At 59.9% G+C, this 23977-nt stretch carries 18 protein-coding genes; 6 read left to right on the top strand and 12 right to left on the bottom strand.

The genetic code is table 11. From position 1 onward, the window contains the following. Positions 1 to 13 precede the first annotated feature (13 nt). From xylR to xylF, 4 genes are all read right to left on the bottom strand, one after another. Positions 14 to 1192 (bottom strand): D-xylose utilization transcriptional activator XylR, encoded by a 1179-nt coding sequence (xylR, locus tag F3J36_RS22555; RefSeq protein ID WP_166720637.1) that lies wholly within the window; start codon positions 1190 to 1192, stop codon positions 14 to 16. A gap of 93 nt (positions 1193 to 1285) precedes the next feature. After that, positions 1286 to 2467 (bottom strand): xylose ABC transporter permease XylH, encoded by a 1182-nt coding sequence (gene xylH / locus F3J36_RS22560; protein WP_166720638.1) that lies wholly within the window; start codon positions 2465 to 2467, stop codon positions 1286 to 1288. Next, positions 2460 to 3980 (bottom strand): xylose ABC transporter ATP-binding protein, encoded by a 1521-nt coding sequence (locus F3J36_RS22565; RefSeq protein WP_058758165.1) that lies wholly within the window; start codon positions 3978 to 3980, stop codon positions 2460 to 2462. The genes xylH and F3J36_RS22565 overlap by 8 nt, the downstream gene beginning before the upstream one ends. Before the next feature lie 27 nt (positions 3981 to 4007). Then, a complete protein-coding gene (xylF, locus tag F3J36_RS22570) occupies positions 4008 to 5000 on the bottom strand; it encodes a D-xylose ABC transporter substrate-binding protein (protein ID WP_166720652.1) in 993 nt (330 codons plus the stop codon). 358 nt (positions 5001 to 5358) lie between these two features. On the opposite strand from xylF, the gene xylA reads away from it, so the two are divergent. The 3 genes from xylA (at position 5359) to F3J36_RS22585 (ending at position 9213) form a co-directional block, all read left to right on the top strand. Then, the gene (gene xylA, locus F3J36_RS22575; RefSeq protein ID WP_127833456.1) at positions 5359 to 6681 is read left to right on the top strand and encodes a xylose isomerase; all 1323 of its coding nucleotides are present in this window, start codon (positions 5359 to 5361) and stop codon (positions 6679 to 6681) included. A 17-nt stretch (positions 6682 to 6698) separates the two neighbouring features. Next, complete coding sequence (xylB, locus tag F3J36_RS22580) at positions 6699 to 8141, top strand: xylulokinase (protein WP_166720639.1); 1443 nt, start codon at positions 6699 to 6701, stop codon at positions 8139 to 8141. A 139-nt stretch (positions 8142 to 8280) separates the two neighbouring features. Beyond that, positions 8281 to 9213, top strand: coding sequence for a GlxA family transcriptional regulator (locus tag F3J36_RS22585; RefSeq protein ID WP_141496809.1), 933 nt, complete (start codon positions 8281 to 8283; stop codon positions 9211 to 9213). Here the strand turns inward: F3J36_RS22585 and F3J36_RS22590 are convergent. Continuing rightward, a complete protein-coding gene (locus tag F3J36_RS22590) occupies positions 9198 to 10193 on the bottom strand; it encodes an acyltransferase (RefSeq protein WP_058758160.1) in 996 nt (331 codons plus the stop codon). The genes F3J36_RS22585 and F3J36_RS22590 overlap by 16 nt on opposite strands. Before the next feature lie 204 nt (positions 10194 to 10397). Between F3J36_RS22590 and glyQ the strand changes: the two genes are divergently transcribed. Further along, a complete protein-coding gene (gene glyQ / locus F3J36_RS22595) occupies positions 10398 to 11309 on the top strand; it encodes a glycine--tRNA ligase subunit alpha (RefSeq protein ID WP_021506863.1) in 912 nt (303 codons plus the stop codon). 9 nt (positions 11310 to 11318) lie between these two features. Further along, a complete protein-coding gene (gene glyS / locus F3J36_RS22600) occupies positions 11319 to 13388 on the top strand; it encodes a glycine--tRNA ligase subunit beta (RefSeq protein ID WP_058781907.1) in 2070 nt (689 codons plus the stop codon). Between the two features lie 53 nt (positions 13389 to 13441). Here the strand turns inward: glyS and selB are convergent, their stop codons facing one another. The 7 genes from selB to fdnG all read right to left on the bottom strand — a co-directional run bounded on the left by selB (position 13442) and on the right by fdnG (position 22949). After that, positions 13442 to 15295, bottom strand: coding sequence for a selenocysteine-specific translation elongation factor (gene selB, locus F3J36_RS22605; protein WP_166720640.1), 1854 nt, complete (start codon positions 15293 to 15295; stop codon positions 13442 to 13444). After that, complete coding sequence (gene selA / locus F3J36_RS22610; protein ID WP_166720641.1) at positions 15292 to 16671, bottom strand: L-seryl-tRNA(Sec) selenium transferase; 1380 nt, start codon at positions 16669 to 16671, stop codon at positions 15292 to 15294. Before selA ends, selB begins: the two co-directional genes overlap by 4 nt. 8 nt (positions 16672 to 16679) lie before the next feature. Continuing rightward, a complete protein-coding gene (locus F3J36_RS22615; protein WP_021506859.1) occupies positions 16680 to 17291 on the bottom strand; it encodes a glutathione S-transferase in 612 nt (203 codons plus the stop codon). Between the two features lie 131 nt (positions 17292 to 17422). Continuing rightward, a complete protein-coding gene (fdhE, locus tag F3J36_RS22620; protein ID WP_166720642.1) occupies positions 17423 to 18349 on the bottom strand; it encodes a formate dehydrogenase accessory protein FdhE in 927 nt (308 codons plus the stop codon). After that, positions 18349 to 18990, bottom strand: a complete 642-nt coding sequence (fdoI, locus tag F3J36_RS22625; RefSeq protein WP_031279592.1) for a formate dehydrogenase cytochrome b556 subunit — start codon at positions 18988 to 18990, stop codon at positions 18349 to 18351. The genes fdhE and fdoI overlap by 1 nt, the downstream gene beginning before the upstream one ends. Further along, on the bottom strand, positions 18990 to 19889 hold the full coding sequence (fdxH, locus tag F3J36_RS22630; protein ID WP_021506856.1) for a formate dehydrogenase subunit beta: 900 nt from the start codon (positions 19887 to 19889) through the stop codon (positions 18990 to 18992). Before fdxH ends, fdoI begins: the two co-directional genes overlap by 1 nt. Before the next feature lie 12 nt (positions 19890 to 19901). Then, a complete protein-coding gene (gene fdnG, locus F3J36_RS22635; RefSeq protein WP_081049407.1) occupies positions 19902 to 22949 on the bottom strand; it encodes a formate dehydrogenase-N subunit alpha in 3048 nt (1015 codons plus the stop codon). Between the two features lie 143 nt (positions 22950 to 23092). Here fdnG and fdhD point away from each other — a divergent pair, with 143 nt between their 5' ends. Beyond that, on the top strand, positions 23093 to 23923 hold the full coding sequence (gene fdhD / locus F3J36_RS22640) for a formate dehydrogenase accessory sulfurtransferase FdhD (RefSeq protein WP_088516186.1): 831 nt from the start codon (positions 23093 to 23095) through the stop codon (positions 23921 to 23923). Positions 23924 to 23977: the final 54 nt, after the last annotated feature.

Consider the following 23977-nt stretch of genomic DNA (forward strand, 5'->3'; position numbering starts at 1 on the left):
TCGCATCGGGCCGTTACTGCACCTTCTCGCCGTGATGCTGCCGATACTCCTTAGGCGTGGTGGCGTAGCTTTTCTTAAACACCGAATAGAAGTACTGCAGGGAAGGATAGCCGCACATCTGCGAAATTTCATTAATATTCAATGAAGAGCAGGCCAGCAGTTCACGCGCTTTCTCCAGCTTCTCGCGGTGAATCATGGCGTGAATGGTGTCGCCGGTCTCATCGCGAAAACGCTTTTCCAGATTGGAGCGCGACATGCCAATCGCATCCAGCACCTGTTCGACCTTGATGCCTTTACAGGCGTTAAAGCGGATGTAATGCATCGCCTGAATCACCGCCGGATCGCGCAGCGAACGAAAATCAGTAGAGCGGCGGGCAATGACTTTCACCGGCGGCACCAGAATGCGTTGCAGCGGCAGCGTTTGCCTATCGAGCAGACGATGCAGCAGCTTGGCGGCCTGATAACCCATCTGGCGTGTGCCCTGGGCTACCGAAGAGAGCGCCACGCGGGACAGATAGCGCGTCAGCTCTTCGTTATCGATGCCGATTACGCTGAGCTTCTCCGGCACCGGAATTTTCAGGTGTTCACAGGCCTGCAGCAAATGGCGCGCACGCGCGTCGGTCACCGCGATAATGCCGGTCTGCGGCGGCAGCGTTTGCAGCCAGTCGGCGAGGCGGTTTTGCGCGTGCTGCCAGTTTTCCGGCGCGGTTTCCATCCCCTGATACACCACACCCTGGTAGCGCTCGCGCATCACTAGCTGGCGAAACGCCTGCTCGCGCTCCTGCGCCCAGCGTTTGCCGCTGGCGGCGGGCAGGCCGTAAAACGCAAAGCGATGAATGCCTTTCTCTTTCAGGTGCAGAAAGGCACTCTCCACCAGCGCAGCGTTGTCGGTGGCGATGTAGTGCACCGGCGGATAATCCTGCTGGCGGTGATAAGAGCCACCAACGCCGACAATCGGCACCGGCACATTGCTGAGCAGGCTCTCGATCGAGCTGTCGTCGTAATCCGCAATGACACCGTCCCCCAGCCATTCGCGGATGTTGTCGATGCGGCAGCGGAAATCCTCTTCAATGAAGATATCCCAGTCAGTTTGCGAAGCCTGCAGATACTCGCCAACCCCTTCCACCACCTGGCGGTCATACACCTTGTTGGCGTTAAACAGCAGCGTAATACGGTAACTTTTTTCGTGCATCGTGGCGCGCTCCCTTAAACCTGTTGCGCATTGCATAGCACGGCGGAAAAGGCAGCAGAAATTGTTTGCGCCACATTGTGATCGCCCACGCGATTACACCCGGCGGCGCGTGGCCGTATCCATCCACACCGCCAGCAGTAAAATCGCCCCTTTGACGATGTACTGCCAGAAGGTCGGCACGTCCATCATGCTCATGCCGTTATCCAGAGACGCCATGATGAAGGCGCCCATCACCGCGCCGGCCACCGAACCGACGCCGCCCGCCAGGCTGGTGCCGCCAATCACGCAGGCAGCGATGGCGTCCAGTTCGGCAATATTGCCCGCCGAGGGCGAGCCAGCACCAAGACGTGAGCTGAGGATCAGGCCGGCGATAGCCACCATGACGCCGTTGATGGCGAACACCGCCAGCTTGGTGCGCGCCACGTTGATGCCAGACAGGCGCGCTGCATCAATGTTGCCGCCGATGGCGTAAATCCGTCGTCCGAAGGCGGTGCGCGTGGCCATAAACATGCCGCCGAGCAGCAGCAGTGCCAGCAGCAGGACCGGTGTCGGCACGCCGCGGTAATCGTTCAGTAACCAGATGGCACCCAGCACCAGGACGGCGGTAATCGCCTGGCGTGCCACCGTGCCGCTGGCGGCTGGTTGTGATAACCCCAGCTGCTGACGACGCAGCCGCAGCCGCCATTGCCAGAGAATAAACAGTGCCAGACCGGCGAAGCCGAAGCCAAAGCCAACACCGCCCGGCAAATAGCTTTGCCCGATCTGTGACATCGCCGGCGTTGTTGGCGCTACGGTGGTGCCATCGGTAAAACCAACCAGAATGCCGCGAAACGCCAGCATGCCCGCCAGCGTGACGATGAACGAGGGTACCTTACGGTATGCGACCCACCAGCCATTCCAGGTGCCCAATAACAGGCCAAGCACCAGCGTTACCACGATGGTCAGCGGCAGCGGCCAGCCGAGCCAGACGTCAAAGATGGCTGCGGCACCGCCCAGCAGGCCCATCATCGAACCGACGGAAAGGTCGATCTCCGCCGAGATAATGACAAACACCATGCCCACCGCGAGGATGCCGGTGATGGCGGTCTGGCGCAGCAGGTTAGAGACGTTGCGTGGGCTAAGCCAGGCACCGTCGGTGGTCCAGGTGAAGAACAGAGCGATAAGCACAATCGCTCCCAGCATCACCAGCACCTGCAGATTGAAGCGCGGAAACTTGCCCGGCGCTGGCTTGCCCGGGGTACCGGACAGGCTCTGGCTACTTTCAGTTTTAAGCATAATGTTCGCTCCGCAGGGCAGCTTCCATGACCTGCTCCTGAGTCAGGTTATCGTTAATCAGATCGGCTTTGATTTGCCCTTCGTGCATCACCAATACGCGGTCACTCAGACCCAGCACTTCAGGCAGTTCGGAGGAGATAACAATCACCGCGATGCCCTGCTGCACCAGCGCGTTAATCAGCAGATAGATCTCCTGGCGAGCGCCGACGTCGATGCCGCGCGTCGGTTCGTCCAGAATCAAAATGCGCGGATTGAGCAGCAGGCATTTGGCGAGGATCGCTTTTTGCTGATTACCACCGCTGAGGCGGCCAATCGCCAGCTCGGGTGAGGAGGTTTTGACGCGCAGGCGGCGGATAGCATCATTGATCGCCTGCTGCTCCTGTGCTTCATCCAGCGTGGAGAAGCGATGGCTGTATTGATCCAGCGCGGCCAGCGTGATGTTTTTCCCCACGCCCATCAGTGGCACGATGCCATCTTTTTTCCGGTCCTCCGGCACCATGGCGATGCCGTGCGCAATCGCGGCCCGGCAATCGTCGATCTTCACCTGCTGGCCATCAATCCAGATTTCGCCCTGCCAGCGACCGGGCCAGACACCAAACAGGCACTGGACCGTTTCGGTGCGTCCTGCACCCACCAGCCCGGCAATACCGAGAATTTCGCCGCGCTTCAGGCTGAACGACACATTATTAACGCGGCGCACGTGGCGGTTGACCGGATGCCAGGCGGTGAGGTTTTCCACTTTCAGTACCGTTTCGCCGATCTCGTGCGGCTGGTGCGGATAAAGTGCGGTGAGCTCGCGGCCCACCATCATCGTGATAATGTCATCTTCACTCAGCCCGGCCGCTGGCCGTGTGGCGATGTGCTGACCATCGCGGATCACACAGATGGTGTCCGAAATCGCTTTGACCTCATTAAGCTTGTGGGAGATGTAGATGCAGGCAATACCGTGCTCGCGCAGGTTAGTGATAATCCCAAGCAGCACTTCGGTTTCCTGTTCGGTGAGCGACGAGGTCGGCTCATCAAGAATTAGCAATCGCACCTGCTTATTCAGCGCCCGCGCGATCTCTACCAGTTGCTGCTGACCGAGGCCGAGCTCGCCAACTTTGGTGGCAGGCGAAACGTTAAGTTTGACCCGCTCCAGCAGCTGCTGGCAGCGCAGCGTCATGGTTTCATCATCGACCATACCGAAGCGACCGAGCTCGGCACCGAGGAAAATGTTCTCCATGACCGTAAGCTGCCGCACCAGCGCCAGCTCCTGATGAATAATCACAATGCCTTTGCGCTCGGTGTCGCGGATGGTTTGCGCCTCGATGCGATCGCCGGCAAAGCGGATTTCGCCGTCAAATTCGCCGTGCGGGTAAAGCCCGCACAGCACTTTCATCAGCGTCGATTTACCCGAGCCGTTCTCACCGCACAGCGACATGACTTCACCGGCTTCGAGCCGCAGGCTGACGGCGTCCAGCGCTTTCACCGCGCCGAAACGCTTGGTGATGTTGTTCATTTCCAGCAGCATCGATCTGCTCCTTCGCGTTTCAGGCGCTTAGAGTTCGCTCTGTTTATGGAAGCCGTCTTTCACCACGGTGCTTTCGATGTTGTCTTTATTGACCGGAATCGGCTTCAGCAGGCGCGACGGCACCTCTTTCAGGCCATTATTCAGCTTGCTGTTGCTGGCGGGGGTTTTGCCGTCGCCCAGTTCCACCGCAATTTTTGCCGCTTCGGTGGCAAGTTCGGTGATAGGTTTGTACACCGTCATGGTTTGCGTGCCGTTCATGATGCGTTTGATGGCGGCGAGATCGGCATCCTGACCGGAAATGGCGACTTTGCCCGCCAGTCCCTGCGCGCTCAGCGCCTGAATGGCCCCACCGGCGGTGGCATCGTTGGAGGCAACGACGGCATCAATGTGGTTGCTGTTAGCGGTCAGCGCGTTTTCCATTATTTTCAGCGCATTCTCTGGCAGCCAGGCATCAACCCACTGATCGCCCACCACTTTAATGCTGCCGTTATCGATGTAAGGTTTTAACACTTTCATCTGGCCGGCACGGAACAGACGTGCATTATTATCCACCGGCGATCCGCCCATCAAAAAGTAGTTCCCTTTAGGTACCTGTTTAACCAGACTTTCGGCCTGCAGTTCGCCGACTTTTTCATTATCAAACGAGATATAAAAATCGATGTCGGCATTATTAATCATGCGGTCATAAGCGAGGACTTTAATGCCTTCGCGTTTCGCTTCGGCCACCACATTACTCAATACCTGACCGTTATAAGGAATGATGACCAGCACATCGACACCGCGGTTGATCATATTTTCAATCTGTGAGATTTGCGTCTCTTCATTGCCGTTGGCCGACTGGACAAATACTCTGGCCCCAGACTTTTCCGCCTGGCTGACAAAAATGTCCCGGTCTTTCTGCCAGCGTTCCAGACGTAAATCATCGATCGCCATACCGATTTTCACTTCTTTCGCCAGCCCGGCGTGGCTGAACAGGGCCAGTGCAGCGCTGAGGGCTAACAGCGTGTGTCTCATTTTCATCATGGTCATCCTGTAGGTTGAGGCTATTGTCGTTGTAAGGCTATGAACCAGGGCGGATGAATTGTTGCCCCGCGACGTGAACAACATCAATTACTGATTTTTATCCTGCTATTACGTTTTTTTGTTTATTTGTGATTCTTTGAGCGCGATCGAAATTTTACGCGGTCATCTGTTAAATCATGCAGCGGCGCTGCGCGCCGGCCCGCGATGTAATTAAATACATGGATTTGCGAGCTGCCGCACAAATAATAATTATCTTAAGTTCAGTGTGAAATATCGTAATTGAGCTGAACGCTTACGCCTCCGCAAAATAACGCTTCACTGCTGACCATTCGGGTCTGATGCTAAGGAGCACAACATGCACGCTTATTTCGACCAGCTTGAGCGCGTTGGTTATGAAGGGGCCAATACCACTAACGCACTGGCGTTTCGTCATTACAATCCGCAGGAAGTGATTCTGGGTAAAACCATGGCGGAACACCTGCGTTTTGCCGCCTGTTACTGGCACACGTTCTGCTGGAACGGGGCGGATATGTTCGGCGTGGGTGCCTTTGATCGCCCGTGGCAGAAAAATGGCGATGCGCTGCAGCTGGCGAAGCTCAAAGCGGATGTCGCGTTCGAGTTCTTTTATAAACTCAACGTGCCTTATTACTGCTTCCATGATGTCGATGTGTCACCGGAAGGTGATTCACTGCGCAGCTATCAGGAAAACCTGGCGGTAATGACCGATAAACTGCTGGAAAAACAGCAGGAAACCGGCGTCAGATTGCTGTGGGGCACCGCGAACTGCTTTACGCATCCCCGCTATGCGGCCGGCGCGGCGACCAGCCCGGATCCGGAAATTTTCGCCTGGGCAGCCAGCCAGGTGTGCAGCGCGATGCAGGCGACGCAGACGCTGGGCGGTGAAAACTATGTGCTGTGGGGCGGACGCGAAGGATACGAGACGCTGCTGAATACCGATTTGCGGCAGGAGCGCGAGCAGATCGGGCGCTTCATGCAGATGGTGGTGGAGCACAAGCATAAAATCGGTTTCCAGGGGATGCTGCTGATTGAGCCGAAGCCGCAGGAACCGACTAAACACCAGTACGACTTTGATGTCGCGACGGTCTACGGTTTCCTCCGGCAGTTTGGCTTGGAAAAAGAGATCAAAGTGAATGTGGAAGCCAACCATGCCACGCTGGCGGGTCACTCTTTCCATCATGAAATTGCGACGGCGATTGCACTGGGCATCTTCGGTTCGGTCGATGCCAACCGCGGTGACAGCCAGTGCGGCTGGGATACCGACCAGTTCCCGAACAGCGTCGAAGAAAACGCGCTGGTGATGTACGAAATCCTCAAAGCGGGCGGGTTCACCACCGGCGGCTTAAACTTTGATGCCAAAGTACGGCGCCAGAGCACCGACAAATACGATCTGTTTTATGGCCACATCGGCGCGATGGATACCATGGCGCTGGCGCTGAAAGTGGCGGCACGTATGGTGAGCGATGGCGAGCTGGATAAGCGCGTGGCGCAGCGCTATAGCGGCTGGAATGGTGAGTTCGGCCAGCAAATTCTGAAAGGCGAGTTTTCTCTTGCCTCGCTGGCGGCGCATGCTCAGCAGCTGCAACTCAATCCGCAGCATCGCAGCGGACGCCAGGAGCAGCTGGAAAATCTGGTGAATCACTATCTGTATAATTTCTAATCCATCGGGAGCGAAGCATGGTTATCGGGATCGATTTAGGCACCTCCGGCGTTAAAGTGGCGCTGCTGGATGCGCACGGCCAGGTTCAGGCAACGGCCAGCGCGCCGCTGCAGGTGACGCGTCCGCAGCCGCTATGGAGCGAACAGGATCCCGAAAGCTGGTGGCAGGCCACCGATAGTGCCATGCAGGCGCTGGCGCAGCAGCACGATTTACGCCACGTCAGCGCCATCGGCTTTAGCGGCCAGATGCACGGCGCGACCCTGCTGGACGCCACGCATCAGGTGCTGCGTCCGGCGATCCTGTGGAACGATGGGCGCAGCAGCGCGCAGTGTCACGAGCTGGAGCAGCGCGTGCCATCGTCACGTCAGATTACCGGCAACCTGATGATGCCGGGTTTTACCGCGCCCAAATTGTTGTGGGTGCAGCAGCATGAACCGGCGATATTTGCGCAGGTAGCAAAAGTGCTGCTGCCGAAAGATTATCTGCGCTGGCGGATGAGCGGCGATTTCGCCACCGATATGTCAGATGCGGCGGGAACAATGTGGCTGGATGTGGCACAGCGCGACTGGAGCGATGCAATGCTGGCGGCGTGCGGGCTGAACCGCAGCCACATGCCGCAGCTGTTTGAGGGCAACCAGATTACCGGCACGCTGCTGCCGGAAATTGCGGCGCGCTGGGGGATGGAGCCGGTGCCGCTGGTGGCCGGCGGCGGCGACAATGCAGCTGGTGCCGTGGGCGTTGGCATGGTTGAGCCAGGGCAGGGCATGCTGTCGCTCGGCACCTCCGGCGTCTATTTTCTGGTGAGCGAAGGCTATCTCAGCAATCCGCAACGCGCCGTGCACAGTTTCTGTCATGCGCTGCCGCAGCGCTGGCATCTGATGTCGGTGATGCTGAGTGCCGCCGCCTGTCTGGACTGGGCCGCTGCGCTGACCGGCTGCGATGATGTGCCGCACCTGCTGGCCGAAGCTGAACGCGCCAGCGCGCAGGCCACGCCGGTATGGTTTTTGCCTTATCTTTCCGGCGAGCGCACGCCGCACAATAATCCGCAGGCACAGGGGGCTTTCTTTGGCCTGACGCACCAGCACGGCCGGCCGGAACTGGCGCGCGCGGTGCTGGAAGGCGTGGGCTTTGCGCTGGCGGAAGGCATGGATGCGGTGCATGAGTGTGGCGTACTGCCCAACGCGGTGATGCTGATTGGCGGCGGTGCGCGCAGCGCGTACTGGCGGCAGATGCTGGCGGACATCAGTGGACTGACGCTGGATTATTGTCACGGCGGCGAGGTGGGGCCGGCGCTCGGTGCCGCACGTCTGGCGCAGCTGGCGGTGGACCCGGCCAGCGAATGGCCGGCACCGGCGTTAGTGCAGCGCCATCAGCCGGACGCCGCGCAGCATCAGGCCTATCAGCCGCGCCGTGCGCGCTTTGCGCAGCTATATCAGCAGCTGTTACCACTGATGTCCTGATTTGGCTGACGCATGGCCGGATGAGGTCGCAAGGCGTGAACAGAGTCGGGTATGATGGGAAGAATCGATGAAGATACGTGGCCGGATTTGGCTGCGCATCTTCGCCCATCGTTACCCTTCATCGCCTGAGGAACCCACCATGCCGCAGCCCGTCTATTTTCTTGTCCTGCCGGGCGTCATGGCGCTCGACCTCACCGGGCCGGCAGAGACGCTGCAGCTGGCGGGCGGACATTTTGCGCTGCACTACATCGGCCCACAGGCGAGCGTCACCTGTTCGACCGGCATGACCATTGCGGATATTGCACCGCTGCCCGCCACGCTACCCGATAACAGCCTGCTGATTGTGCCCGGCGTGTTCGATTCCCGCATCTGGTTCGATACCGGGGCTGCCGGGCAGGCGCGCGACTGGCTGCGCCAGCAACGCAGCGCGATTCATACGCGGCGCATTACCCTCGTGTGTATTTGCTCCGGCGCGCTGCTCTCCGCGCAGGCTGGTCTGCTGGATGGCGTACAGTGCACCACGCACCATGATGTGTTGCCGCGCCTGAAAGCTGCCGCGCCGGCTGCGCTGGTGAAAGACAACCGCGTGTTTGTGGAAGATGCCGGCATCTGGACCAGCGCGGGGATAACTGCGGGTATCGATCTGGCGCTGCACCTGATCAACCGTCTGTGCGGCGCGCGGCAGGCGCTAACGGTGGCGCGGGAGATGGTGGTGTGGTTCCGCCGCTCGGGTGACGATCCGCAACTCTCGCCGTGGCTGCGTTATCGTAATCATCTGCATCCGGCGATTCATCGCGCGCAGGACGCGATGATTGCGCATCCGGAACATGACTGGTCGCTGGGCGCGCTGGCCGAACGTGCCCACGTCAGCGAGCGCCATCTGACGCGCCTGTTTCGCCAGCATCTGGGTATCAGCGTGCGGGAATACCACGAGCAGCTACGGCTGGTGATTGCGCGCCAGCGCCAGCAGCAGGGGGAAGCGGCGGAGAAAGCGGCGCTGGCCGCCGGCTTCTCCTCGGCACGCCAACTGCGTCGCGCCCGGCAGCGCTGGGACGATCAGCTCACCAGGTGATGCTTGTCCACGCGTTTTAGCAACATCGCCAGCAGCAGGCTGCCCAGCAGGGTTACGCCAAAGACCCACGGCAGATCGAGCCACGGCCGCGACATATCGTCGTAATGATGGGTACGCAGATAGTGAATGAACAGCGCATGGAAACCATAAATCGGCAGCGAATAGCGTGAAATGGTCGCCAGCAGCGGCAGCGGCCGGTGGTTCAGCACATTTTTAAACAGCACCAGCAGGCTTATCGCCGCGATAAACACCAGTGGGCCACAGTAAAGATACCAGGTGTCATTAAACGCGCCGTTAATCTTCAGCATCTGTCTGGTGCCGAGCGCGATACCGATGACGCAGGCGATAAAACTCAGCCCTGCCAGCCAGCTAATGCCGCGCCTGTCGGTATCCATCACGCCAATCGCCCGTCCAAGCAGCGCGTACAGCAGGTAGTAAATCGAGTCGCCGCTGACATACAGATTGACCGGCAGCCAGTGGAACGGCCCCAGCGACTGGCTGACGGTGTTCGGATTGGCGATCACCGCGAGGACCAGCACCAGCAGCGCCACGTAGCGCGGCGGCACGTTTTTCACCTGAATCAGCGGAGACAGCAGGTAAATGCCGATAATGGCGAAGAAGAACCACAGATGGTAGAACACTGGCTTCTGCAACAGCTTCAGTAGTGAGCGGCCTTCGCTGATCGGCGTCAGCCAGGTGATGTAGGCCAGCGCGACGGCGCTGTAGAACAGCAGGCACAGCACAATGCGCAGCAGATGGCGGCCCTGCGCGCTGCGTTCGCCAAAGAATAGATAACCGGAAATCATGAAGAACAGCGGCACGCAGACGCGCGAAGCCGAGTTAAGCAGATTGGCGACGTCCCAGCTGGGTCCGGTGACTGCCATCGGTCCGGTAATGTACCAGGTGGTGGTGTGAATGACGATCACCATCAGACAGGCGACCGCGCGTAAGTTATCAATCCAGCAGATTTTTTGCGACATGGCTTCCTCGTGCGTACTCCGTGCGAAGAAGGGTAGCCAGTGCACAGCGGGCCAACAACCCCCGCAGCCTGGATTTCGGAGCTCTCTGTTAACCGCCGCATAACCGCACCCGCCTGCGCCAGGATTTCCGGCTGCACAATGCGCGGTCAAAGGGTATACTGTCGCACTCTTTTTAAATCCACCCGTATCGCGTGCGAATTCAACATGCAAAAGTTTGATACCAAGACCTTTCAGGGCCTGATCCTGACCTTGCAGGATTACTGGGCGCGTCAGGGCTGCACCATCGTCCAACCGCTGGACATGGAAGTGGGCGCTGGCACTTCTCACCCTATGACTTGCCTGCGTGCTCTCGGGCCAGAGCCGATGGCGAGCGCCTACGTGCAGCCATCGCGCCGTCCCACCGATGGCCGCTACGGTGAAAACCCGAACCGTTTACAGCACTACTACCAGTTCCAGGTGGTGATTAAGCCGAACCCGGACAACCTTCAGGAGCTGTACCTCGGATCGCTGAAAGAGCTCGGTATCGACCCTGGCGTGCATGACATTCGCTTCGTCGAAGATAACTGGGAAAACCCAACGCTGGGCGCCTGGGGACTCGGCTGGGAAGTGTGGCTGAACGGCATGGAAGTCACGCAGTTCACCTACTTCCAGCAGGTCGGCGGCCTGGAGTGTAAGCCGGTGACCGGCGAGATCACCTACGGTCTGGAGCGCCTGGCGATGTACATCCAGGGCGTGGACAGCGTGTACGATCTCACCTGGAGCGACGGCGCGTTCGGCAAAACCACCTACGGTGATGTGTTCCACCAGAACGAAGTGGAGCAGTCGACCTATAACTTTGAGTACGCCGACGTCGATTTCCTGTTCAGCTGCTTCGAGCAGTATGAAAAAGAGGCACAGCAGCTGCTGGCGCTGGAAAAACCGCTGCCGCTGCCGGCTTATGAGCGCATTCTCAAAGCCGCGCACAGCTTCAACCTGCTTGATGCGCGCAAAGCGATCTCGGTAACCGAGCGCCAGCGCTATATCCTGCGTATTCGCACCCTGACGAAAGCCGTGGCGGAAGCCTATTATGCCTCCCGCGAGGCGCTCGGCTTCCCTATGTGCAACCGTAATAAGTAAGAGGCAGCCATGACCGATAAAACTTTCCTGGTGGAAATTGGCACCGAAGAGTTGCCTCCGAAAGCCCTGCGCAGCCTGGCAGAAGCCTTTGCTGCGCACTTTACCGCTGAGCTCGACAGCGCCGGTCTGGCGCATGGCGACGTCAGCTGGTTTGCGGCACCGCGCCGTCTGGCGCTGAAGGTGGCACAGCTGGCGGCCGCGCAGCCCGATCGCGAAGTAGAAAAGCGTGGCCCGGCCGTCGCTGCGGCGTTTGATGCCGAAGGCAAGCCGACTAAAGCGGCAGAAGGCTGGGCACGTGGCAACGGCATCACCGTAGAGCAGGCTGAGCGTCTCAGCACTGATAAAGGCGAGTGGCTGGTGCATCGTGCTGCGGTAAAAGGCGAAAGCGCGCAGGCGCTGCTGCCGGCGATGGTCGCGACCGCGCTGAGCAAGCTGCCGATTCCAAAACTGATGCGCTGGGGCGCCAGCGACGTGCAGTTCGTGCGTCCGGTGCACACCGTGACGCTGCTGCTGGGTGATGAGCTGATTCCGGCCACCATCCTCGGTATTCAGTCCGATCGCGTTATTCGCGGCCATCGCTTCATGGGCGAGCCGGAGTTGACGCTGGACAATGCCGATCAGTATCCGCAGCTGCTGCAGGAGCGCGGTAAAGTGATCGCCGATTACGCCACGCGTAAAGCCAAAATCAAAGCCGATGCCGAAGCCGCCGCGCAGCAGCTGGGTGGTAAAGCCGACCTGAGCGACAGCCTGCTGGAAGAGGTGGCTTCGCTGGTGGAGTGGCCGGTGGTACTGACGGCGAAGTTTGAAGAGAAGTTCCTCGCGGTACCGGCTGAAGCGCTGGTGTACACCATGAAAGGGGATCAGAAATACTTCCCGGTTTACGCCGAAGACGGCCAACTGCTGCCCAACTTCATCTTCGTCACTAACATTGAATCGCGCGATCCGCAGCAGATCATTGCCGGTAATGAAAAAGTGGTGCGTCCGCGTCTGGCCGATGCCGAGTTCTTCTTCAACACCGACCGCAAAAAGCGTCTGGAAGATAACCTGCCGCGTCTGGAAACCGTGCTGTTCCAGAAAGAGCTGGGTACGCTGCGTGACAAAACCGACCGTATTCAGGCGCTGGCCGGCTGGATTGCCGCGCAGATTGGCGCTGATGTCAATCACGCCACGCGCGCTGGCCTGCTGTCGAAGTGCGACCTGATGACCAATATGGTGTTCGAGTTCACTGACACCCAGGGTGTGATGGGCATGCACTACGCGCGCCACGATGGTGAAGCGGAAGATGTGGCGGTCGCACTTAACGAGCAGTACCAGCCGCGTTTCGCCGGTGACGATCTGCCGTCCAGCCCGGTGGCCTGTGCCGTGGCGATTGCCGACAAAATGGATACCCTGGCCGGTATCTTCGGCATCGGACAGCATCCGAAAGGCGATAAAGACCCGTTTGCGCTGCGTCGTGCCGCGCTGGGCGTGCTGCGTATCATCGTTGAGAAGAACCTGCCGCTCGATCTGCAAACCCTGACGGAAGAAGCGGTGCGCCTGTACGGTAGCAAGCTGAGCAACGCCAACGTGGTTGATGATGTCATCGACTTCATGCTGGGCCGTTTCCGCGCCTGGTATCAGGAAGAGGGCCACAGCGTTGACACCATTCAGGCGGTGCTGGCGCGTCGTCCAACCCGTCCGGCCGATTTCGATGCACGTATGAAGGCGGTTTCGCACTTCCGTACGCTGGAAGCGGCTTCGGCGCTGGCGGCGGCTAACAAGCGCGTGTCGAATATCCTGGCGAAAGCCACCGAAACCCTGAACGACAGCGTGCAGGCATCCCTGCTGAAAGAGAACGCTGAAATTCAGCTGGCGACCTTTGTCACCGCGCTGGGCGACAAGCTGCAGCCGTACTTTGCGGAAGGCCGCTATCAGGATGCCCTGGTGGAGCTGGCACAACTGCGCGAAGCGGTGGATAACTTCTTCGACAACGTCATGGTGAATGCCGATGACGAAGCGGTGCGTATCAATCGCCTGACGCTGCTGGCGCAACTGCGCGAGCTGTTCCTGCAGGTGGCGGACATTTCGCTGCTGCAGTAAGCGATGGGCAGAAGTGAACCGAAGGGACGAGCAATCGTCCCTTTTTTTTTGTTTCAGGCGGCAGAAGGAGTGAACAGGCGCGCGTCGCGCAGCAGGTGATCGTTACCGCGACGGCGGGTAAAGCCGCTGCGGTCAAAGAATTCCAGAATCTGCACCGCGACTTTGCGGCCGGTACCCAGCTGGTTGCGGAAGTCGGCGGCGCTGGTGCTGCCTCCGGCGGCCGCGCGCTGACGAATCAGATCGGCGAAGATCTGGATCTGCGCGCTGCGGTAGTAGCGATCGCGCACGATCGCTGTGATATGGCCGAGACGCGCCGCGGTGAGCAATAAACCGCGAATCTGCTCTTCATCCTGCTGCAGCGCATCGGCAATGTCGCGCACCCACAGCGGCTGGTCGCTGAATAGCGGCTCGACCTGCTGCCACAGCGTGGCTTCCTGCGGATTAAAGCGCGGCGCGAAGTCGGGCAGGTGCAGCCAGCCCTGTTTCTGCCGCAACTCGCCTTGTGCCAGCATCTGGTCGATTAATCCCGGCACCAGCGGTACCGGCGCATGCGGCAGCGCCACACGGCGCAGGCGATCGTGGCCGATGCCCGGCAGCTCCGGATGCTGCTGGTGGAAGGCGCTCAGCGCTTCCCGTAAACGCTGCTGCCAGGCGCTGGCCATGGTGTCGCTCATCAGGCTGGTCCCCAGCCGTACCGGATTCAGCGGCAGCAGCAGCGAGTCCAGCGCCGGCGCAGTGAGCTGGCGCGCCCAGCCGAGCTCGTCATACGCGGCCGGTTGATACGCCAGATGCGCCTGCAGGCTGGCGCTGTCATCGCGCGCCGCGGCCAGTTGCTGCAGCCACTGCAGATAGTCCGGCTGGCGTTTACCGCGCTTTTTGCTGTCGCACAGCAGTACGCGTCCGCCGCCCAGCGTGTGCTGCGCATTGCTGTCGCGAATAATGATCCGATCGTTTTCCGCCAGCCACAGCGGCTGGTTGAGCACCAGTTCAGCCACATCGTCCGTGAGCTGCGTTAAGCGCCCGGTGACGTGGCTGGCCGCGTGATGCAGATGCACCGGCTGTGAGGCCGTTTTCAGCGGTTGCAGCAGGCGCAGTGCAACGATCAGCCGCTGCGTGCCGGCGGGACGCGGCTGCGCCAGCAGCCAGTCGCCGCGCGTAATCTGTGCTTTCTCTACGTCACCGACGATATTCAGCGCGATGCGCTCGCCCGCCTGGGCGCGCGTCACTGGCTGGTTCTGCGCATGCAGCGCCCGCACGCGCAGCGGCAGGTTCAGGCTGCTGAGCCACAGCGTGTCGCCCACCCTGACTTCACCGCTCAGCGCGGTGCCGGTGACCACCAGCCCGGTGCCTTTCAGCGTGAAAGCGCGGTCGATGGCGAGCCGGAAACGGCGGCCAGGCTCAAACGCCGGTGCGTTCAGGCTGCTGAGGTGCTGGCGCAGCGTTTCAATGCCCTGCAGCGTATGGCTGCTGGTAACAAATTGCGCTGCCGCTGGCCAGCCGAGCTGCTGCGTGAGCTGCGCGACCTGCTGCTGCACCTCCGCGATGCGTGCGGCATCGACGCGGTCGGCTTTGGTCAGCGCCACGCTCAGCGGCGGCTGTCCGGCGAGGTTCAGCAGTTGTAAATGCTCACGGGTCTGCGGCATCACGCCATCGTCACAGGCCACCACCAGCAGCGCATGATGAATGCCGCCGATGCCGGCCAGCATGTTGGCGAGAAATTTTTCATGGCCAGGCACATCAATGAAGCCCAGCGTGCGGCCATCGGGCTGCGGCCAGTAGGCATAACCGAGATCGATGGTCATGCCGCGCCGTTTCTCTTCCGGCAGGCGATCGGCATCCACACCGGTCAGGGCCTGCAACAGCGCAGTTTTACCGTGATCGACATGTCCGGCCGTGGCAATAATCATGGTACTAAAGTCCGTATCAGGGCGGCTTCGTCATCAAGGCAGCGTAAATCCAGCCACAGTTTGCCCTCCTGCAGGCGGCCGATCACCGGGCGTGCCAGCTGGCGCCAGCGCTGCGCCAGGGCGTTGAGCTGGCTGCCGTGACCGTCGCGTGGCGTGAAGGTGATAGCAAAGCTGGGCAGACGTTCGACCGGCAGCGAACCGCTGCCAATTTGCGAGGAACAGGCAGCGATCGCCAGCGAAAAATCGGCGCTGAAGGCGTGCTCCAGCGCCGGCATCAGACGTTCAGCCTGTTGCAGAATATCGTGCGCGCTGCGCGTCAGCAGGCGCAGTGTCGGCAGCGCCTCGTGCAGGGTTTCCGGCTGACGGTAGAGCTGCAGCGTCGCTTCCAGCGCCGCCAGCGTCATTTTATCGACGCGCAGTGCACGCTTCAGCGGATGCTGTTGCAGCTGGTCAATCAGCGCTTTTTTGCCGACGATAATCCCGGCCTGCGGGCCACCCAGCAGTTTGTCACCGGAGAAACTCACCAGACTCACGCCGGCCGCGATCAGCTGCTGCGGCATCGGTTCAGGCGGCAATCCGTACGCCGTCATATCCACCAGCGAACCGCTGCCGAGATCGCTGATCACCGGCAGGCCGTGCGCGTCGCCTAACTGCACCAGCTCGGCTTCAGACACGGCATGGGTAAAGCCCTGAATCTGGTAATTACTGGTATGTACCTTCATCAGCAGGCCGCTATCCTCACCGATGGCGCCGCGATAATCCTTCAGATGGGTGCGATTGGTGGTGCCGACCTCCACCAATCGGCAGCCTGCCTGGCGCATCACGTCAGGGATACGGAATGCGCCGCCGATCTCCACCAGTTCGCCGCGCGACATAATCACGTCGCGGCCCGCTGCCAGGCTGGCCAGCATCAGCAGCACCGCAGCGGCGTTGTTATTGACGATACAGGCAGCTTCGGCACCGGTTAGCTCGCACAGCAGTGCACTGACTGCGCGATCGCGATGGCCGCGCGCCGCGTCGTCCAGCGCATACTCCAGCGTTACCGGCTGGCGCAAACAGGCGCTGACCGCCGCGATTGCGCGATCGCTGACCTGCGCGCGCCCGAGATTGGTGTGCAGCACGGTGCCGGTCAGGTTAAACACCGGGCGCAACGCGCTTTGCTGCTGTTGCTGCGCGCGGCGTAGCGCTTCATCCGGCCAGCTGGCGTGCCAGTGCGGTAACGATTGATGTTGCTGAATGTGGTCGCGCGCCTCCTGCTGCATGCCGCGCAGCTGACGCGTGATAAAGGCGGTACCGGATTGTGCCAGCAGCGGCTGTAGCGCCGGATCGCGCAGCAGGCTGTCGATGGCAGGGAGCTGACTGTAGAGGGCTTTCATCACATCACTTAGTGGGTGGGCGGAACCGTACGGGCAAAGCTTTCCCGCTCGAACAGCGTTTCTGCCAGTTTAACCAGCGCCGGGCGATTGACGCACCAGTTGGGCAGCACGCGGCGAAAATTGAGATAGCCCAGGGTGCAGCCGGTAGCGATATCGGCGAGGTTGAGCGTGCCGCTGTTGAGCAACTCGCCCTGCGCGGCGGCGGTTTCCAGCGCGTCGAGGCCGCGTGCAATTTTCTCGCGATTACGCAACAGCACCTCTTCCGATTGCCGATCGCCGGGACGCATCTGTTCGCGCACGATCATCACCGCCGCATCATTGATGCCGTCGGCCAGCTTCTCCAGCTGGCGGATCTGCAGGGCGCGCAGTGCGTCGTCGGGCAGCAGGGCAGGCGCATCGCCACGCAGTTCAATCACCTGAGCAATGATCGAGGAGTCAAACCAGGTCAGCTGCTGGTCATCAATGAAGGCCGGCACTTTACCCAGCGGATTGTACTGCGGGACGTGGCTGTCAGGCTCCCACGGAGAGTGGTTGACGAATTCAAACACCAGGCCCTTTTCCAGCAGGATCACTGAGATTTTGCGCACAAACGGGCTGGTATAGCTGCCAATCAGTTTCATCAGATGTCTCCGTTGCGATAAATGCCAGGCTCCACATTGTAGCGGCGCGATTTATCGCGCAGGGTTTGACGGTGCAAAACCGCGCGATAAATCGCGCCGCTACAAATCGCAGAATGATTAAATTTACTGCATCAATCCCCGGGAAACATAAACGGATTCAGGCTGCTGCGCGCGAATCCTTCCTGCTCCATGCGGGCATCCAGCACCAGCGAGGCGAGATCGTCGGCCACCGGTTCCAGCGCCGGATCTTTCTCCTGGTATAGCATCTTCAGATAGGTACCGCAGTCGCCGCAGCTTTCGGCTTTCACGGCAGCCTGCTCGCTGTCCAGCGACCAGTAATGCAGATCGCGCGTTTGCTCGCAGTTCGAGCACTTGCTGCGCACCACGTACCACTCGCTTTCGCACAGATTACAGTGCAGATAGCGCAGACCCTGCTGGCCAACGTCCATGTGCACCACGCTGGCGACCGGCACGCTGGCACACACCGGGCAGAACTGACGGTGCTCGCCATATTCGGCCCGCGCTTTGCCGGGGATCATCGCCGCCATCTGCGCCCAGTAAATTGACAGCGACGCCCAGATGAACGGGGCTTTATCACTGCTGACCTGGGCGAATTCGCCCTCCAGCAGCGCGCTGGCAAGGGTTTCCAGCTCGGTGGACGAGGCCTTCTCCAGATTCTCCAGCACCGCCAGCGCCTGGCCGCTCATCTCTGGCTTCAGCTCGGCGATCAGCGAATGCAGCAGCCGCTGCCAGTGCACATCGCGCGGGTAAGTGTGGATATCCAGCGGCGGTTTGCCCTGCTGCGCGCTCTCTGCCAGCCGCTGATGCAGATCGATCTGCAGCGGATGGTCATACAGCACGATTTCCTGGGCCTGCGCGATCACCGCGGCAAAACGCAGGTAGTCGCCCAGCGGATTTTTCGCCGCCAGATCACGCAACCGCGCCGCACGGCGGCTGTAGAGATTTTTCAGCCGGGGGAAAAGTAACGGCGGAACTTGCTCCGCCGTGTTCTTTTCGCTCTTCTCCAGCTGCTCCTGCGGGATGATGCGAATACTCATCAGGGACGTTTTTCCTGTTGTGTTTGGCGTTGGCGCTGCTCGCGATACCAGCGTGGGTGATGTTTCTTCGCCCACGCGGCCGGTACCCAGCCCTCAACCATGGCGGTAATGGTGCCTTTCACCCACAGGGCGGCATAAATATGCACCATAATCGTCATGATCAGTGCCACAGCCGAGACCGAATGCACCACCAGCGCGGCGCGAATCAGCGGAATGGTGAAGTACCCGGCGAACCAGGGGCGCCAGATGACAATTCCGCTCGCCAGCAGCAAGACTAAGCTGATGATAGCAGCCCAGAACACACACTTCTGCCCGAAGTTGTATTTCCCGGTATCGCCCACCTCTTCATTACGCACGATTTTGCGGATATTTTTCGCCCATACCAGATCGTCGCGCTGGATAAGATTGTGCTTCCAGTAGCGTAAGAACATGATAATAAAGGCTGCAAACATCACCACGCCGACGAACGGGTGCAGAATACGCGCCAGTTGTGGCGTGCCGAGCACGTGCATCAGCCAGTTAAACGACGGGAAAAAGAAACCCAGTCCGCTGAGCGCGGCAAACACAAAACAGAACGCGACAATCCAGTGATTGATGCGTTCCGGCGCGCTGTAGCGCACCAGACGATCGCGCTTTTTCATCATTCGCGCTCCTCTTTTTCATGCAGGTTTTCGTCGTCGTCCTCTTCCACCCGGTTCGGACCGACACCAACGTAGTGGAACACCGCGGCGGCGAAGGTGGCGGCAAAGCCGATAGCAGCCAGCGGTTTCCAGACGCCTTTCCAGAAGGTGACCGCCGGGCTGATGCTCGGGTTGGCCGGCAGGCCGTGATACAGCTGCGGTTTGTCGGCGTGGTGCAGCACGTACATGACGTGCGTGCCGCCGACGCCAGCCGGATCGTACAGCCCGGCGTTGGCATAGCCGCGCGTGTTCAGCTCAGCGACGCGATCGGCAGCCAGCTGCTGCATATCGCTTTTGCTGCCGAAGTGAATCGCCCCGGTCGGACAGGTTTTCACGCACGCCGGTTCCTGACCGACGTTAACGCGATCGACGCACAGCGTGCACTTATACACGCGGTTGTCGTCTTTATTCAGCCGCGGCACGTCAAACGGACAGCCGGCGATGCAGTAGCCGCAGCCAATGCACTGTTCCGACTGAAAATCGACGATCCCGTTCGCGTACTGAATAATCGCGCCTTCAGACGGGCAGGCTTTCAGACAGCCGGGATCGGCACAGTGCATGCAGCCATCCTTGCGGATCAGCCACTCCAGCTTGCCGTTCTCCTCGACTTCCGAGAAACGCATCACCGTCCAGGATTTGGCGGTCAAATCCGCCGGGTTGTCATACACCCCGACGTTATGACCGACCTCGTCGCGAATGTCGTTCCACTCTGAACACGCAACCTGACACGCCTTACAGCCGATGCAGGTGGTGACGTCGATCAGTTTCGCCACTTCCTGCTGATGGTCACGCGCCTGCGGGGCAGGCGTGAAACCATTGGTGGCGGAGCGGCGGATAATGTCTTGCGATTGATAAGCCATATTCGTTCTCCGTTACACCTTCTCGACGTTAACCAGGAATGCCTTAAACTCCGGCGTTTGCGTGTTGGCGTCACCGACAAATGGCGTCAGGGTATTGGCGATAAAGCCTTTTTTCGCCACGCCCTGATAGCCCCAGTGAATCGGGATGCCAATGGTATCGACAGTTTTGCCATCGACGTTGAGCGGACGCAGGCGCTTGGTGACCACCGCTTTGGCTTTGATATAGCCGCGGTTGGAGCTCACCTTCACCGTATCGCCCTGGGCGATGCCGAGCTTGTTCGCCAGCTTCTCGCCAATCTCCACAAACTGTTCCGGCTGCGCGATGGCGTTAAGCAACGCGTGTTTGGTCCAGTAGTGGAAATGCTCGGTCAGACGATACGTGGTGCCGACATACGGGAACTGCTCCGCTTTGCCCATCGCCGCCAGATCGTCTTTGAACACGCGCGCGGCCGGGTTGGAGACCACGTCAGGGTGCAGCGGGTTGGTGCCGAGCGGCGTTTCAAACGGCTCGTAGTGCTCCGGGAACGGTCCTTCTGCCATTTTGTCGATGGCGAACAGGCGGCCCATGCCTTCCGGCTGCATGATAAACGGCCCGACGTTACTGCCCGGCGCGGCCGTGCTGTAGTCCGGAATATCCATACCGCCCCACTTGCTGCCATCCCATTTGAGGATCTGGCGTTTCGGATCCCACGGGTTGCCCTGCGGGTCGGCGGAGGCGCGGTTATACAGGATGCGGCGGTTCAGCGGCCACGCCCAGCTCCAGTTCAGCGTATTGCCCAGCCCGCTCGGATCGGTGTTATCGCGGCGCGCCATCTGGTTACCGTCCGGCGTCCAGCTACCGGCGAAAATCCAGCAGCCGCTGCTGGTGCTGCCGTCATCTTTCAGATGGGCAAAGGTGCTGAGCTGCTGGCCTTTTTTCACCAGCAGCGTGCCTTTGTCATCGTAGATATCCGCCAGCGCCTTGCCGTTGCTCTCCATCGCCACCTCTTCCGAGGCCGGATTGTCGGGCGTCAGGTAGTTCCAGGTCATGTTAAGCACCGGCTCTGGCTGTGCACCGCCTTCGCGCGCATACATCTCACGCAGACGCAGATAGATACCGGAGAGAATTTCACCGTCGTTGAGCGCTTCGCCCGGCGCATCCTGACCTTTCCAGTGCCACTGCAGCCAGCGGCCGGAGTTGACGATTGAGCCGTTCTCCTCGGCAAAGCAGGTCGACGGCAGACGGAACACTTCGGTCTGAATCTGCGCCGGATCGACATCGTTAAACTCGCCGTGGTTTTGCCAGAAGGTCGAGGTTTCGGTGTTGAGCGGGTCGATGGTGACGAGGAACTTCAGCTTCGACAGCGAATCAATCACTTTGCGCTTGTTCGGGAACGACGCCACCGGGTTAAAGCCCTGGCACAGATAGCCGTTGACCTTGCCCTGCGACATCATCTCAAAGTACTGCAGCACGTCGTAGCCTTTGTCCCACTTCGGCAGCCAGTCAAAGCCCCAGCTGTTCTCCGCCTGCGCTTTATCGCCAAAGAAGGCTTTCATCATGCTGACGAAGAATTTCGGGTAGTTGCCCCAGTAATTCACCTGGCCCGGCAGCGTCGGCTTCGGCGTGTTCGCCGCCAGATAGCTGGTGAGATCGGTCTGTTTTTCCGACGGCAGCGTCATATAGCCCGGCAGGCTTTGCGACAGCAGACCGAGATCGGTCAGACCCTGAATATTGGAGTGTCCGCGCAGCGCATTGACGCCGCCGCCGGCCATCCCCATATTGCCCAGCAGCAGCTGAATCATCGCCATGGTGCGAATGTTCTGCGCCCCGACCGAGTGCTGTGTCCAGCCCAGCGCATACAGGAACGAGGTGGTGCGGTCGCGCGCGCTGGTTTCGCCAATCAGCTCACAGACGTGCAGGAAATCCGCTTTTGGCGTGCCGCAGATGCGCTCGACCATTTCCGGCGTATAACGGCTGACGTGCTGCTTCAGCAGATTCCAGACGCAGCGCGGATGGCTCAGGCTATCATCGCGTTTGGCAAAGCCGTCGTCGCCCAGCTCGTAGTTCCAGCTGGTTTTGTCATATTTGCGATTGGCTTCGTCGTAGCCGCTGAACAGGCCATCGTCGAAATGGTAATCCTCCCGCACGATCAGGCTGGCATTGGTGTACGCCTGCACATATTCATGCTGGATTTTGTCATTCTGCAGCAGCCACAGCAGCACACCCGACAGGAAGGCAATGTCGGTGCCGGGGCGGATAGGCGTGTAAAAGTCTGCCACCGATGCCGTGCGCGTGAAGCGCGGATCGATAACAATCAGTTTGGCTTTGTTGTGAATTTTGGCTTCCATCGCCCAGCGGAAACCGACCGGATGCGCCTCAGCAGCGTTTCCGCCCATCACCACAACCAGATTGGCATTACGGATGTCGACCCAGTGGTTGGTCATCGCACCGCGACCAAATGTTGGAGCAAGACTTGCTACCGTTGGTCCGTGTCAGACGCGTGCCTGGTTGTCGACCGCCAGCATACCGAGCGATCGGGTAAATTTTTGCGTTAAGTAGCCGGTTTCATTGCTGGAGGCCGAAGCGCACAGCATGCCGGTGGAGAGCCAGCGGTTTACCGTCACGCCGGCGGCGTTCTGCGCGATAAAGTTGGCGTCGCGATCGGCTTTCATCAGCTGTGCGATGCGCGTAAAGGCGTCATCCCAGCTGATGCGCTGCCATTTGTCGGAGCCTGGTGCACGGTATTCCGGATATTTCAGACGGCTGTCGCTGTGGACAAAATCAAGCAGGCCCGCGCCTTTCGGACAGAGCGCGCCGCGGCTCACCGGATGGTCCGGATCCCCTTCGATGTGGAAAATGGTCTCTTTGGCGTTCTTTGCGCCATCGCCGAGGCTGTACATTAACAGGCCACAGCCGACTGAGCAGTAAGTGCAGGTATTACGGGTTTCGCGGGCACGCAGCAACTTATACTGCCGTGTTTCCGCCAGCGCGGCTTCCGGCGTAAAGCCGAGCAGTGCTGCCGTGGTTCCTGCCATACCGCCAGCGCAGATCTTGAAGAATTTTCTTCGGCTGACGTTCATGGGTAATCCTTGAGTCGACATTGCTGTAATAATTTTTTTGCGCTGGATGGAGCCGGGGTTCAGAATGGCTCCACGCAGGATTGCGTCAAAAGCGACCTGATATTACCACTACTTTAATGTGGTTGTTATGCGAGACGAGAGAAGTGAAAGCGAAACAGCAAAAAAGTAACCAGAATGTGAATGAGATCGCAGGACTGAGCCAGACCACCGTATGGCAGCGCCACACGATTACCGAAGCGGAAAGCGACTGGCTGGCGCAGGAAGTGCCGGTGGCGCTGGTCTACAACGGCATTTCACACGTGGTGATGATGGCGACGCCGGATAATCTGCAGGCTTTTGCGCTCGGTTTTTCGCTCTCCGAAGGCATTATTGAGCAACCCGGCGAGATCTATGGCATGGATGTGGTGCCGGGCTGCAATGGGTTCGAAGTGCAGATCGAACTCTCCAGCCGGCGTTTTATGGCGCTGAAGGCGCAGCGTCGCGCCATGGCGGGCCGCACCGGTTGCGGCGTGTGCGGGGTGGAGCAGCTGGATCAAATCGGCAAGCCGGTGCAGCCGCTGCCGTTTACGCAGACCTTCGATCTGGCCTGCCTCGATAACGGGCTGGCACAGCTGCGCGATTTCCAGCCCATCGGCAATCTGACCGGTTGTACGCACGCCGCCGCGTGGATGTCGCCGCAGGGTGAACTGCAGGGCGGCTGCGAAGACGTGGGGCGCCACGTGGCGCTGGATAAGCTGCTGGGTCAGCGCAGCCAGCAGCACTGGCAGCAGGGCGCGGTGCTGGTTTCCAGCCGCGCCAGCTATGAGATGGTGCAAAAATCTGCCATGTGCGGCGTAGAGATCCTGTTTGCCGTCTCGGCCGCTACCCAGCTGGCCGTTGAGGTGGCCGAGCGCTGTAACCTGACGTTGGTCGGTTTTTCTAAACCGGGACGCGCCACGGTGTACAGCCATCCGCAGCGTCTGATCAACGGTTGATGAGCGGTACATGCCGGGAATTTTATCGTTCGCGGCGTGTAGCGTACCGGGAGG

The sequence above is a fragment of the Pantoea sp. Cy-640 genome (genome assembly GCF_011752635.1).
Classification (GTDB): Bacteria; Pseudomonadota; Gammaproteobacteria; order Enterobacterales; family Enterobacteriaceae; genus Pantoea; species Pantoea dispersa.